Below are 12542 nucleotides of genomic sequence, written 5' to 3' on the forward strand. Positions count from 1 at the left end.
GCCGGGTGCAAGCCCTCGTACTGGGTGTACTTGGGCTTGCGCCCGGTGCGGCGAGAGTGCGTGCCGGGCGTTGCGACGGGGCGAACGTTGCCTGCCGCGGCACTAGCGTGGGGGCATGACGACTCCTGCTGATGTGCATGACGTACGGGACCCCGAGCAGCCCGGCCGGCTGCTGACGATCGAGCGTGACGCGCTGATCCCGCTGCTGCGGGGCCGGAGCGGGGAGGACTTCGCGCTGCCCGTCGCCGCGTGTCCGGGCTGGACGGTACGGGACGTGCTGGCCCACTGTTCGGCCGCGCTGTCCCGGGCGGTGGAGGGCAGGTTCGAGCCGGGCGGGTTCTCGCCCGAGTCCGACGACCGGGACATCGCCGAACGGTCCGCCTGGAGCGACGCGCGGATCGTGGACGATCTGGAGCGCGGGATGACCGAGGCGGGCCCCGTGATCGCCGGGGCGGGCGGGGAGCTGGACGCGCTCGCCCTGGGCGAGTGGGTGCACGCCGGTGACGTGCGCGAGGCCTTCGGTGAGCCGGGCGCGTACGGCGGGGCCGGGCTGCCGGACGCGCTCGCGCTGCTCGCCCGGATCACCCGCGAGCGGGGGCACGTGCCGCTGCACGCCGACCTCGACGACCTGGACGAGCCACTGCGGCTCGGGGAGGGCGGCGGGGAGCGGCCCCCGGGCCGCTTCATCGGGGACGGGCCGACCCTCGTACGGCTGTACACGGGACGGCCGGTCGACGGGGCACCGGCGTTCGAGCTGGCCGGGGTGGAGGCGAAGGAGCTGAACATCTTCGGCTGAGGCGCGGCTCCGGGGGCTTGGGGTTCCGGGGGAGTGGGCAGCGTAGTCTGTGATTGGACTAGACCTGTTGTCGCACGTCGACGCCCATCCGACGAAGGGGCCCCATGAGCAAGCGTGCAGTCCTGGAGGTGATCGCCCTCGGCGTCGAGGACGCGATCGCCGCCCAGGCGGGAGGCGCGGACCGCCTTGAGCTGGTCACCGACATGGCGGCCGACGGGCTCACGCCCTCGGCCGCCACCGTCGCCGGGATCCGCCGGGCGGTCGACATCTCGCTGCGGGTGATGATCCGGCCGGCCGACGGTTTCGCGGCCGGGGACGCGGACCGGCTGGTGCGGGTGGCGGGCGAGCTGCGGGAGGCCGGGGCCGAGGAGTTCGTGCTGGGGTTCCTCGACGCCGGGGGTGCGGTGGACCTGACGGCCGTGGAGCGGGTCGTGGAGGTGCTGGACGGCTGCCCCTGGACCTTCCACCGGGCCATCGACCGGGCCGCCGACCGGGACGCCCTGCGCAAGCAGCTGGACGGAATGCCGGGACTCGACACGTACCTGACGGCCGGGTCGGCGCAGGGCGTCGACGACGGGTTGCCCGTGCTGCTCGCCGAGGCCGGGCGGGCCGGCGAGCCGGGGTACGAGCAGCGGCTGCTGGTCGGGGGCGGGCTGCGACTCGACCACGTGCCGGTGTTGCTGAAGGCCGGGGTCGACGGGTTCCACATCGGCGGGGCGGCTCGGCCACGGGGGTGGGACGAGCCGGTGGCGGCCGAGGCGGTCGCGGAGTGGCGCGCTGCGGTGGACACAGCCTGAGGGGGACCCGGGATCGGGGTCGGGGGTGGTGGCGTGCCGACGGGCCCGGAGGTGCGGGGGTGGCGGGTGCGGTCTGATGGGCCCGGAGGAGTGGGGTGTGGCGGGTGCGGTCTGATGGGCCCGGAGGTGTGGGGGGTGGCGGGGGCATGTTTCGGCGCGGCTCTCGGGCCCTTGGGGTCGGGGTTGGTGGCGGGTGGGTTCGCGGCCCGGAGGTGTGGGGGGTGGTGGGCGTCGTTTGACGGGCCTGTTCCGCAGCGGTGGCGGGGGCATGTTTCGGCGCGGCTCTCGAGCCCTCGGGGTCGGGGTTGGTGGCGGGTGGGTTCGGGGTCCGGAGGTGTGGGGGGTGGTGGGCGTCGTTTGACGGGCCTGTTCCGCAGCGGTGGTGGGGGCATGTTTGGGCGCGGCTCTCGGGCCCTCGGGGTCGGGGTTGGTGGCGGGTGGGTTCGCGGCCCGGTGGCGCGGGGTGCGGTGGACGCCGTCTGAGGGGGGCTCGGGTCGGGTCCGCGGCCCTGGCGCTCAATGCCTTGCGCAAGCTCTCGGCTTCGCCGGAGCAAGGGCCCCCTCGGGCACCCGTGCCGCACCAGGCGGCACGGGTGGCCGAGGCTCAGGCGAGCAGTTGCGGTGGCAGTGGGGCCGCGTGGGTGACCGTCAGGCCTGACACCGCCCTCGTCAGCGCCACGTACAGGCGGCGCAGGCCCGTCCGTTCGTCCGGTTCGCCGTCGACCACCGCCCTCGGCTCGTCCAGGACGACGTAGTCGTACTCCAGACCCTTCGCGAGCGACGCGGGAACCAGCGTCAGGCGGGTCTCCCGGGTGGTCTCCTCACCGGGGCCGAGGTACGGGATCCCGGCCCGCTCCAGCGCCTCGGCGAGCTCCGGGACGCGGGCGTCCGCCGCGATCAGGCCCGTCGAGCCCTCGTGGCGCAGCCACGCGCGGCAGGCGTCGACCACCTCCGACGCGGCGGAGACCGGCCGGACCTCGAAGTGGCCCGGGTTCTCACGGATCGACACCACCGGGGTGAGGCCCGGGGCGATGTGCGGGAGCAGCCGGGAGGCGTAGGCGATGACGTCCGTCGGGACGCGGAAACCGGCCGTCAGCTCCTCCACCAGCGCGTCCGGCTTGCCCAGGTGGGTCAGCGCCTCCTGCCAGCCGCGGGTCGCCCACGGTGTGGTCCCCTGCGCCAGGTCGCCGAGGACGGTCGCGCTGCCGGTGGTGCAGCGGCGGCCCACCGCCCGGTACTGCATGGGGGACAGGTCCTGCGCCTCGTCGAGCACGACATGACCGAGGGAGTGCGTGCGCTGGATCAGGTCGGTGGCCTCGTCGATCAGGACGGCGTCCGCCGCCGACCACCGGGCCGACTTCACGCTGCGCGCCGGCTTCGCCCAGAGGATCGCCTTCTGCTCGTCCTCGTCGAGGATCCCCTCGGCGTGCTCGGCGAGGAACTCCGCGTCCGACAGCAGCCGCAGCACCAGTTTCGCCGGGTCGACCGCCGGCCAGGCCGCCTTGACCGCCGCCTTGACCGCGCTGTCGCGGGCCACCGCGTCCTGCACCCGGTCGTCCGGCGCCTCACCCGAGCGCTCCATCCGCACCAGCACGGCGTGCGCGATGCGCTGCGGCAGGGCCTCGCGGGCGGCACCGTAGCGGATGTCGCGGTCGAGCAACTCGCGGACGATGTCCTGCAGTTCGTACGCCGGCACCCGCCAGCGCCGGGAGCCGCGCACCACCATGACCGGCTCGGTGGGCATCGTGACGTGCGCGTAGAGGGCCCGGCGCAGCACCTGCGCCAGCCGGGCGTCGCCCTTGACGACCGCGGCCGCCGCGTCGTCCGTGCCCTTGATCTCGACGTGGGACACGAGGTCGTCGACGGTGGCCTGCCGCACCGTCAGCTCGCCCAGCGCGGGCAGCACTTGCTCGATGTAGTGCAGGAAGGACCGGTTCGGCCCGATGACCAGCGTGCCGGTGCGGGCGAGGCGCTCCCGGTGGGCGTAGAGGAGGTAGGCGACCCGGTGCAGACCGACGGCGGTCTTCCCCGTGCCCGGACCCCCCTGGACGCACACCGTGCCCGAGAGGCCGGAGCGGACGATCTCGTCCTGCTCCGGCTGGATCGTCGCGACGATGTCCCGCATCGGTCCGACGCGCGGCCGTTCGATCTCCTGCTGGAGGAGCCGGCTCGTCCGCGCGGTCTCCTCCGGGTCCGACAGGTGCTCGTCCTCGTACGCCGTGAGGTCGCCGCCGGTGTAGCCGAAGCGGCGGCGCAGCGCGATGTCCATCGGGTCCTTCTTGGAGGCCCGGTAGAACGCCTGCGAGACCGGGGCGCGCCAGTCGATGACCATCGGGTCGCCCTCTTGGTCGTGCACATGCCGCCGCCCGATGTAGAAGCGCTCCCCTTCCGCGCCCTCCGCCTCCCCCGCGCCGGGGGCGTGCAGGTAGTCGAGCCGGCCGAAGAACAGCGGGGTGTCGCTGAGATCGGCCAGGGCCTTGATGCGCTCCTCGATCTGGTGAGCCAGCACCTCGGCGTTGACCCAGTTCGCGGTGACGTCGCTGATGTCGAGGGCCTCGACGTCCTCGCGCATGGCACGCAGGGCGGAACGGGACGCGGAGAGATGGGAGCGCTCACGCGAGAGCGGGTCGTGGACGGGCGTGGACAAGGGGGTGCCTCCGGAGGGACCTGCCGAGAGTGGTCGGTGACGAGCCGGCCGGTTTCCGTCCGGTCGGCGGCGCTCCATGAGGGAGGCGGGCAAGAGCGGAGATCCTAGAGGAGCGGGGCGGGACGCCGCCAACGGTTTTCTCGGAGCCCTGCCTCCCATCCCCCACCCCCTAGGGGATGGCCCCTCCTCTCTGAGGGATGGCGGTCGGCCCAGGGGCGTATGCGGCCGCCGCGAGGTTCGGTCCCGAGACCGACGCGGACTTTACGGGCCGAATCGCACCATGGAGACATGAGCGCAGCAACCATCCACCCCGCCCCGGCACCGGACCGCCCGCACGGCGCCACCGCCGTGGCAGGCAGCCACCGCCACCGCCTCGGCGATGCCCTGCGCGCCGTCAAGGTCTTCGCGGGCGCCGCCTTCGACGTGGTCATCCTGGGTCAGTACGGAGAGGAAGTCGGCGTGGTCCGCCGCAAGTGAGCGGACCGGCCGGGCGCCGTCAGCTCTCCGCGAGCAGCTCGTCCGCGTCCATGATCCGGTACGCGTACCCCTGCTCCGCCAGGAAGCGCTGGCGGTGGGCCGCGAAGTCCTGGTCGATGGTGTCCCGGGCGACCACCGAGTAGAAGTGCGCCTGGTGCCCGTCCGACTTGGGGCGCAGCACCCGGCCGAGGCGCTGGGCCTCCTCCTGCCGGGAGCCGAAGGTGCCCGAGACCTGGATCGCGACCGTCGCCTCCGGCAGATCGATCGAGAAGTTCGCGACCTTGGACACGACGAGCACGCTGATCTCGCCCTGGCGGAAGGCTTCGAAGAGCTTCTCCCGCTGCGCGTTCGACGTCTCGCCCTTGATCACCGGCGCCCCGAGGTGCTCGCCCAGTTCGTCCAGCTGGTCGATGTACTGGCCGATGACGAGGATCTGCTGCCCGGCGAAGCGCCGGACGATGGCCTCCGTGACCTTCCGCTTGGTCGCGGTCGTCGCACAGAAGCGGTACTTCTCCTCCGTCTCGGCCGTGGCGTACGCGAGCCGCTCGGAGTCGGTCAGATTGACCCGGACCTCCACGCAGTCGGCGGGCGCGATGTAGCCCTGCGCCTCGATCTCCTTCCACGGCGCGTCGAACCGCTTGGGGCCGATCAGCGAGAACACGTCCGACTCCCGGCCGTCCTCCCGGACCAGGGTGGCGGTCAGACCGAGCCGCCGCCGCGCCTGGAGGTCGGCGGTGAACTTGAAGACCGGCGCGGGCAGCAGGTGCACCTCGTCGTAGACGATCAGCCCCCAGTCCCGCGAGTCGAACAGCTCCAGGTGCGGGTAGACGCCCTTCCGCCGGGTCGTCAGCACCTGGTAGGTCGCGATCGTGACGGGCCGGATCTCCTTCCGCGTCCCGCTGTACTCGCCGATCTCCTCCTCGGTGAGCGACGTCCGCTTCACCAGCTCGTGCTTCCACTGCCGGGCGGAGACGGTGTTCGTGACGAGGATGAGGGTGGTCGACTTCGCCTGGGCCATCGAACCGGCCCCGACCAGGGTCTTCCCGGCGCCGCAGGGCAGGACGACGACGCCCGAGCCGCCGTGCCAGAAGTTCTCCACGGCCTGCTTCTGGTACGGCCGGAGCGCCCAGCCGTCCTCGGCCAGCTCGATCTCGTGCGCCTCGCCGTCGACGTACCCGGCGAGGTCCTCGGCCGGCCAGCCCAGCTTGAGCAGCGTCTGCTTGATCTGACCGCGCTCGGAGGGGTGCACCACGACCGTGTCCGCGTCGATCCGGGCGCCGACCAGGGGCGTGACCCGCTTCGACCGCAGGATCTCCTCCAGCACCGGGCGGTCGGTGGTGGTCAGGACCAGGCCGTGCGCCGGGTGCTTGGAGAGGGTGAGACGGCCGTAGCGGTCCATCGTCTCGGCGATGTCGACGAGCAGCGCGTGCGGCACCGGGTAGCGGCTGTACTGCACGAGCGCGTCCACGACCTGCTCGGCGTCATGGCCCGCCGCGCGGGCGTTCCACAGGCCCAGCGGGGTCACGCGGTAGGTGTGGATGTGCTCCGGCGCCCGCTCCAGTTCCGCGAACGGGGCGATGACCCGGCGGCAGTCGTCGGCCTGCTCGTGGTCGACTTCCAGGAGCAGAGTCTTGTCGGACTGGACGATCAGCGGACCATTCACGCGCGGCACCCTTTCTGTGGCCGGAGGCTCGGACGGCTCGACAGTGCGACGCCTCGGCCAAACGTCCAGTGTGCCTGATCGATCGCGCCGGATGGTGTGATCTGTGCGTCCGGTCATACTGAATGCCTATTCATCCCAACGTGTGGTGTGAATTCAGTTTTTCCGGTCCGGCCCCGAAGAATGGCGCAGGTGCAGAACCCGACGACCACCACGCTCGGATACGCCCTGTTCGCCACCCGCTGGCTCCAGGCCCCGCTCTACTTCGGGCTCGTGGCCGCCCAGGGCGTCTACGTCTACAAGTTCTTCAAGGAGCTGTGGACTTTAATCCTGATGTGCGTGAGCGGGCACGCCACCGAGACGTACGTGATGCTCGCCGTGCTCAAGCTGGTCGACGTCGTCATGATCGCCAACCTGCTGATCATGGTGATCGTCGGCGGCTACGAGACGTTCGTCTCGCGCATCGGTCTCCAGGGCCACCGTGACCAGCCGGAATGGCTCTCGCATGTCAACTCCAACGTGCTGAAGGTCAAGCTCGCCACGGCGATCGTGGGCATCTCCTCCGTGCACCTGCTCCAGATGTTCGTGGACGTCCACCACACCTCCCGGCACGCCCTGCTGTGGGGGACGGTGATCCACATGGCGTTCATCGCCTCGGCGGCGATCCTCGCCTGCATGTCGGGCCCGATGGTCGCCCACACGGACCGCGGCCACGCCGACCGCCCGGGGGCCGCGCCCGGGCACCACCCGGGCCACGAGCAGCCGACACCACCGTCCGAGACCACCCAGGCACCCACCCCGGCCGCCCGACGGCAACTCGCGGAGACGGGCACCGGGGTCCCGGGGACCCCCGCAGGCGTCCCGCTCCGGCCCGAGCCGGGCGCCGCGCCCCGGCCGACCACCGGGACGGTCCCCGGACAGCCCGGCCCGGGCGTGCCGGGGGCCGCTGCGGGCGTCCCGGGGCAGGCCGAGCCGGGTGCCGTGGAGCCGGTCGCTGTGGGGGCCGCGCCGGGCACCGAGGGGCCGGCCGTCGTGAGGGCTGCCGCGGCCTTCCCACTCGCGCCCCGGCCGATCGCCGCGACCGGCCCTGGGCAGTCCGGCCCAGGCGTTCCGGCGGCCACCGTGGCCGTCCCGGGGCAGCCCGGCCCTGGCAGCGATGCCGAGGCCCGGATTCGTGCCGCCGGGTTTCCGGCGCGCAAGCTGCTGGAGGACTTCGACCAGCAGCACCTCCGGGACTTCGACCGGGACGCCGTGGCCCGGCTCGGCAAGGCGGACTTCGTCGCCGCGCGGCGCAACGTGGTCTTCGTCGGACCGCCCGGCACCGGCAAGACCCACCTGGCCATCGCCCTGGGCGTCCGCGCCTGCCAGGCCGGGCACCGGGTGCTGTTCGCGACCGCCGCCGAGTGGGCCGGCCGGCTCGCGGACGCCCGGGCCGCCGGCCGGCTCGACGAGGAGCTGACCGCTCTCGACGATCACCCCCTCCTGATCGTCGACGAGGTCGGCTACACGCCCTTCGACGCGGCGACCGCAGGCCTGTTCTTCCGGCTCGTCGCCCACCGCTACGAGCGGGCCTCGCTGATCGTGACCAGCGACCGCTCGCCCGGCCGGTGGGACGAGGTCTTCGGCCCGTCGGCCCCGGCGCTGACGGACCGCCTCGCCCATCACGCCGACCTGGTGCGGCTGGAGGGCGACAGCTACCGGACGCGCCGTGCTACTTCAGCATGGGCAGACTGACGTTCTGGACCAGCGGGCCCTCGATGGTGATCCCCTCGGTGACCAGCGGCTCCGCACCGGTGACCGGCAGGGGCAGCGGCGGCGCGGGGGCCGCGGCGGCACACGGCCCGGACACCCCCATCAGCGCGACGGCGCAGAGGGCGACGGCGGGCAGCTTCTCACGCATGGGTACGACAAGGCCTTTCACGGGCTGGGGGACGAGGAACACTCCCGGGGCCGGTCCGGGGACGCCGGAGCCGGCCCGACGCGGGGGCGGGAACGGATCAGATGTGCGGTGTCTCCAGGACGAGGCCGGCGACGTCGATGCTCACCGCGGAGGCCGGGGTGGCGAGCCCACCGAACGTCATGAGGGCGGCGGTGGCGAGGACGGCGGCGACTCGACGGACAGCGCGCATGCGGGGGACTCCCTTTCGTGGGGCTCACAGGACACCCGGTGGCTGCCCCGGCCCGCACGGCGTGACGCGGCACGCCCGGGAAGGTCGCCCGAGCGTGGGACATCCCCGGCGTGGCGTGCATGAACGCCCGCCTGCACCCGAACGGGTGACACGGCCGGTGAGGGGCCGTCAGTCCCCGTCGTCGGCGAGTTCCGCGACCCCGGTGATCCGGTGCAGCGGGTACGTACGAACCTCGTCCGCGGTGTGGTCGTAGGCCGTGACGTAGCCGCCCTCGACGCGGACCGGGGCGATGACCCGCTGGCTGGCGGCCCCCTCGGCGTTGACGTAGCCGATCCACAGGGCCTCTCCGGTGAGCACGGCGGCCTGCATGGTGGCGAGGGTCTCGGCGGCGCCGGTGCGGGGCGGCTGCCCGTCGAGCGCCGGGGCGGTGCCGGGCTTGCGCGGGGTGGTGGAGGCGAGGTCACCGGCCCGGATGGCGCGCAGCGCGGCCGCCAGGAGGGTGTCGTCGGGCGTCGGCGGGCCGTCCGGCACCGGTTCGGGCGCGGTGCGGGGCGGGGTGCGGTGGGCCAGGGCGCGGGTGATCAGCACATCGCCCTCGGCGGACTCGGCGGCCGGCGCGAAGCCCATCGCCCGCAGGCCTTCCAGCAGTCCGGACGGGTCGGCCTGCGCGGCCAGCACGGTCGGCGCGAGCCGGCGCAGTCCGAGTCCGGCGGCCCGTTTGTCGGCGAGGATCTCGTTGAGCACCGCGTCGTCGTCGCAGCGCACGTACGCGGAGGCCGCGCCGACGCGCAGATGGCCGTGCCGCCGTGCCACGTCGTCGATCAGGTAGGTGAGCGGCTGCGGCACGGGTGTGCGGGAGTGCGCGGCGAGAAAGGCGTGCAGGTCGGAGGCGGCCTGCCCGGCGTCCAGCGCCCGCCGTACCGAGCCGGGCGTGAACCGGTACACGGTGGCCCCGCCCTTGGACTCGACGTCCGCCAGTACGCCCAGCATGTCCGCGAGCGGTCGCCGCAGGGGCCCGGGCGCCACCGCCGTCAGGTCGGCCTGGAGCAGCACGTGGTCCAGCGGCTCGGGCAGCAGCGGCGCGAGCAGCCGGGCCGCCGCGGCGGAGGCGACGGCCTGTTCGGCGGGGGAGAGGGGGGCGAGCGGGGTGGGGCGGTGATGGTGGTGGACGGGCAGTTTGTCGCCCGGCCCGACGGGCTCCGTCTCCGGGCCCTTGGCGGGAGCCGCGGGCGCGCCCAGCAGGGTCCGGCCCTGGGCCGACAGCGCGCCCCGGCCCGTGACGCCCAGCAGCTCCGCCTCGGACAGGGTCCATTCGGCGAGCCGGCCGCGCGGGTCGTCCTCGCGCCGGTCGCCGCGCAGGGGCCGCTCCCAGCGCAGCCGGGCCAGCACCGACCCGGCTGCCGGAGCGGCGCCCTCGGGCAGCCCGGCCAGCAGCGTCAGCACCCGGTGCCGCACCTCGGGCGCCGCCGAGCGGTCCAGGCCCGGCCCGAGCGCCGACAACGTACGGTCCTTCGCGTCCCGCCCGCCCACCGGACCGGCCGTGCGGGTGGCCGCGAGCCACGCCGTGACCAGCCGGGACCAGCGTTCGGCGGCGGGCAGCTCCCGCCACTCGTCGTACGCCGGGGTCGCCGCGTACCGCTCGTCGGCCTCGCCGTCCGAGGCGATCAGGCCGGCCGCGTACGCCAGTTCCACCCAGAACGCGGCGACGGGCTCCGGTACGTCGAGGGCGACGGCGGTCCGCTTCAGGTCCCGCACGCTGAGCCCACCGGCCCGCAGCACCGCCGGTCCGCCCTCGTCCCAGTCCTTCAGCAGCTCCTCGACGGTCGCGAGCGCGGTGTACGCCTGCCCGGCCGCGGTGCTGTCCACAACCTGTGGACGATGCGTGGCCGCCACCTCGACCGCCGGCGGCACCGGCTCGGGCGTCCGGTGCGCCAGGCCCCGCCGCAGGTGCAGGGCGACCTCGCGCGGCAGGACGACCGTCCCGGGCGCCGTCGGCAGCAGCAGCCCCCGGTCCAGCAACCAGCGCAGCCGGGGCGCCGGATCGGCGGTGACCTGCCCGTACGGCGGCCCCCACACCAGGCGTTCCAGTACCTCCAGGGAGTCGGCCGGGGCCCCGGCGAGCAGCGCGGCCATCCGGGTCCGGTCCGTGAACAGCCCGGCCAGGGCGATCACCGCGGAGACCGCGTCGTGCGTCGAGGGCAGACCGGCGGTCGTGACGATCTCCTGGATCCGTCCCGGGGACATTCCGGCGGTGGCCTCCTGGACCGTCGGGCCGAGCCCGGTCGGCGAGGGGTGCTGCGGCGAGGGGGCCAGCAGCTCACGCGCCGTGCGGACCAGCCGCAGCCGGTCGTCGCCGCCCCACACCAGGGCCTGTTCGCGCAGGCCGTCCAGGGCGTGCGGCAGGGCCGCGACGACGGCGGGGTCGGCGTCGTCCCCGGCCATGAGCGCGAGCAGTTCGCCGTAGGTCGCCGGGTCCGCCGCCACGGCCAGCGCCTCCGCCGTCTGCAGGGCGAACCGGTCCAGCCGCTCCAGGGCCCGCACCACCGAGGCACGGGTGCCGGCGCGCGTCGCGAGCTGGGTGAGGTCGGTGGGGACGGGCGTGATGAGATCCGGGCGGCTGCGCAGGAGCGCGCCCAGCGAAGCGTCGCCCCGCGCGCGGAGCTCTTCCGCGAGGGAGCGGGGGGCCGGGGGCCTGTCCTCGGTGCTCATCCGGTCCACGGTAGCGGGTCGCCTCCCCGGGCCGGGCCGGGCGTGCGCGGCCCCGTCCCCGAACGCGGTACGGGCTTTTGGCGGCCTCGCGGGCACTCGCGGTACCGTCGTGCGACGGCGTCACGCAACGCACCCGCCCCGGAGGGGACTTCGTGGGGATTGAGAGCGACCAGGTCGTTTACGAGTATCTGAGCCGCGTCGGTGACGTGGCCCAGCAGCGGCAGTTGTCGTCGGCCACCCGTATGCGCCTGGTCGCGGACCTGCGCGACGAGATCGACAAGCGCCGTGCGAAGGCCACCGTCGACTCGCCCGCCGCAGTCCGCCGCATCCTGTCCCGGCTGGGCAGCCCCGACGACGTGGTGACCGCGGCGGCGGGCGGCACGGCGGGTGAGCCGCGCGCCGCCGCCCCCGCCTCCGTCCCCGGGCAGCGCGAGGCCGAGGCGGAGGAGCGGACGAAGGGGGTCCTGCGGCGCGTCGTACCGCGCCCCCGCCCGGCGCGGCAGGCCGAGGAGGCGCACCCCGCGCCCTTCGACGGTCCGGCCCCGCCGCACCTGGCCGCCGGGCACGAACTCGGGGACAGTGCCGTCCAGCCGGACTGGTGGCGGGTGGACAGCGGCCCGTTCGGCGTCGGGGACGAGGTGCCGGGGTTCGTGGGCGGTGTGGAGCTGCCGGACCTGCTGAAGCCGCCGGCGCCGCGCAAGGCGGAGCAGGACACGGCCGCCGAGGAACCGGCCCCGGTCGTCGAGGCGGCCGAGGTGACCGAGGAGCGGGGGCGTCGCCGTCTCCCGCGCCTTCCCGCCGGAAACTGGAGCAACCCGCTCCTGCTGATCGCCGCCGCACTCCTCGTCGCCGGTGCCGTGCTCGGCAACTGGTTCGTCCTCCTGCTGGGCTGGCTCATCGCCTACGCCTCCCGCCGCCTGAGCCAGGCCGAGACGAAGTGGGCGGTCGTGATCCTGCCGAGCCTCTCCGTGGCGGGGGGCCTGGTGTGGCTGTGGGGCCGGATGAACGGCCGCTGGGGCACCCCGATCGCCGAGGGCCAGATGAACGCCGCGGTGGCGGAGACCTGGCCGTGGGTGGTGCGGGGAGCGGCGGTGGCGTCGGCGCTGTTCCTGGTGTGGCGCTCCCAGCGCTCGCGCTAGTGCCGCAGCAGGCAACGTTCGCCCCGTCGCGACGCCCGGTGCGTGCTCTCGGCGTGCCGGGCGCAAGCCCAAGTACACCCAGTACGAGGGCTTGCCGCGACGGGCGGGTCAGGACCCCTTTCCGCGGCCGGTCAGGGCGTCCCTGACACGATCGACCATGCCCGCCCCGGGGGCCAGCAGCTTGTTGG

General features: G+C 74.2%; 10 protein-coding genes and 1 pseudogene. 5 read left to right on the top strand and 6 right to left on the bottom strand.

What is annotated here, in order from left to right:
* Positions 1-115 precede the first annotated feature (115 nt).
* Positions 116-796, top strand: a complete 681-nt coding sequence (locus ABTX62_RS37340) for a maleylpyruvate isomerase family mycothiol-dependent enzyme (RefSeq protein WP_352120348.1) — start codon at positions 116-118, stop codon at positions 794-796.
* 104 nt (positions 797-900) lie between these two features.
* Complete coding sequence (locus ABTX62_RS37345; RefSeq protein ID WP_352120349.1) at positions 901-1593, top strand: copper homeostasis protein CutC; 693 nt, start codon at positions 901-903, stop codon at positions 1591-1593.
* Positions 1594-2197: 604 nt separating this feature from the next.
* On the opposite strand, the gene ABTX62_RS37350 is transcribed toward ABTX62_RS37345, so the two are convergent.
* Positions 2198-4240 carry a HelD family protein gene (locus tag ABTX62_RS37350; RefSeq protein WP_352120350.1) on the bottom strand — a complete coding sequence of 681 codons (2043 nt, stop codon included), beginning with the start codon at positions 4238-4240 and terminating at the stop codon, positions 2198-2200.
* A gap of 288 nt (positions 4241-4528) precedes the next feature.
* On the opposite strand from ABTX62_RS37350, the gene ABTX62_RS37355 reads away from it, so the two are divergent.
* Positions 4529-4717 (top strand): hypothetical protein, encoded by a 189-nt coding sequence (locus ABTX62_RS37355; protein ID WP_352120351.1) that lies wholly within the window; start codon positions 4529-4531, stop codon positions 4715-4717.
* Positions 4718-4736: 19 nt separating this feature from the next.
* Here the strand turns inward: ABTX62_RS37355 and ABTX62_RS37360 are convergent, their stop codons facing one another.
* Positions 4737-6380, bottom strand: a complete 1644-nt coding sequence (locus ABTX62_RS37360; protein WP_352120352.1) for a DNA repair helicase XPB — start codon at positions 6378-6380, stop codon at positions 4737-4739.
* Between the two features lie 180 nt (positions 6381-6560).
* On the opposite strand from ABTX62_RS37360, the gene istB reads away from it, so the two are divergent.
* Positions 6561-8111, top strand: a complete 1551-nt coding sequence (gene istB, locus ABTX62_RS37365) for an IS21-like element helper ATPase IstB (RefSeq protein ID WP_502998085.1) — start codon at positions 6561-6563, stop codon at positions 8109-8111.
* Here istB and ABTX62_RS37370 read toward each other — a convergent pair.
* The 3 genes from ABTX62_RS37370 to ABTX62_RS37380 form a co-directional block, all read right to left on the bottom strand.
* Positions 8089-8277, bottom strand: coding sequence for a hypothetical protein (locus tag ABTX62_RS37370; RefSeq protein WP_352120354.1), 189 nt, complete (start codon positions 8275-8277; stop codon positions 8089-8091). The two genes, istB and ABTX62_RS37370, sit on opposite strands and share 23 nt — an antisense overlap.
* A 97-nt stretch (positions 8278-8374) precedes the next feature.
* Positions 8375-8506 carry a hypothetical protein gene (locus tag ABTX62_RS37375; RefSeq protein WP_283971859.1) on the bottom strand — a complete coding sequence of 44 codons (132 nt, stop codon included), beginning with the start codon at positions 8504-8506 and terminating at the stop codon, positions 8375-8377.
* A 168-nt stretch (positions 8507-8674) separates the two neighbouring features.
* Positions 8675-11215, bottom strand: a complete 2541-nt coding sequence (locus ABTX62_RS37380; protein WP_352120355.1) for a helicase-associated domain-containing protein — start codon at positions 11213-11215, stop codon at positions 8675-8677.
* A gap of 152 nt (positions 11216-11367) precedes the next feature.
* Here ABTX62_RS37380 and ABTX62_RS37385 point away from each other — a divergent pair, with 152 nt between their 5' ends.
* Positions 11368-12354, top strand: coding sequence for a hypothetical protein (locus ABTX62_RS37385; RefSeq protein WP_352120356.1), 987 nt, complete (start codon positions 11368-11370; stop codon positions 12352-12354).
* Positions 12355-12462: 108 nt separating this feature from the next.
* Here the strand turns inward: ABTX62_RS37385 and ABTX62_RS37390 are convergent.
* Positions 12463-12542: pseudogene (locus ABTX62_RS37390) on the bottom strand (hemerythrin domain-containing protein); the annotation flags it as partial.

Origin of the sequence: Streptomyces sp. NPDC096046 (genome assembly GCF_040303285.1) — a bacterium.
Lineage (GTDB): Bacteria > Actinomycetota > Actinomycetes > Streptomycetales > Streptomycetaceae > Streptomyces.

Bases quoted from the DNA above. Each gene is read 5' to 3' on its own strand.
- ABTX62_RS37340 (WP_352120348.1), top strand. From the start codon at position 116: ATGACGACTCCTGCTGATGTGCATGACGTACGGGACCCCGAGCAGCCC.
- ABTX62_RS37345 (WP_352120349.1), top strand. From the start codon at position 901: ATGAGCAAGCGTGCAGTCCTGGAGGTGATCGCCCTCGGCGTCGAGGAC.
- ABTX62_RS37355 (WP_352120351.1), top strand. From the start codon at position 4,529: ATGAGCGCAGCAACCATCCACCCCGCCCCGGCACCGGACCGCCCGCAC.
- istB (WP_502998085.1), top strand. From the start codon at position 6,561: ATGGCGCAGGTGCAGAACCCGACGACCACCACGCTCGGATACGCCCTG.
- ABTX62_RS37370 (WP_352120354.1), bottom strand. From the start codon at position 8,277: ATGCGTGAGAAGCTGCCCGCCGTCGCCCTCTGCGCCGTCGCGCTGATG.
- ABTX62_RS37375 (WP_283971859.1), bottom strand. From the start codon at position 8,506: ATGCGCGCTGTCCGTCGAGTCGCCGCCGTCCTCGCCACCGCCGCCCTC.
- ABTX62_RS37380 (WP_352120355.1), bottom strand. From the start codon at position 11,215: ATGAGCACCGAGGACAGGCCCCCGGCCCCCCGCTCCCTCGCGGAAGAG.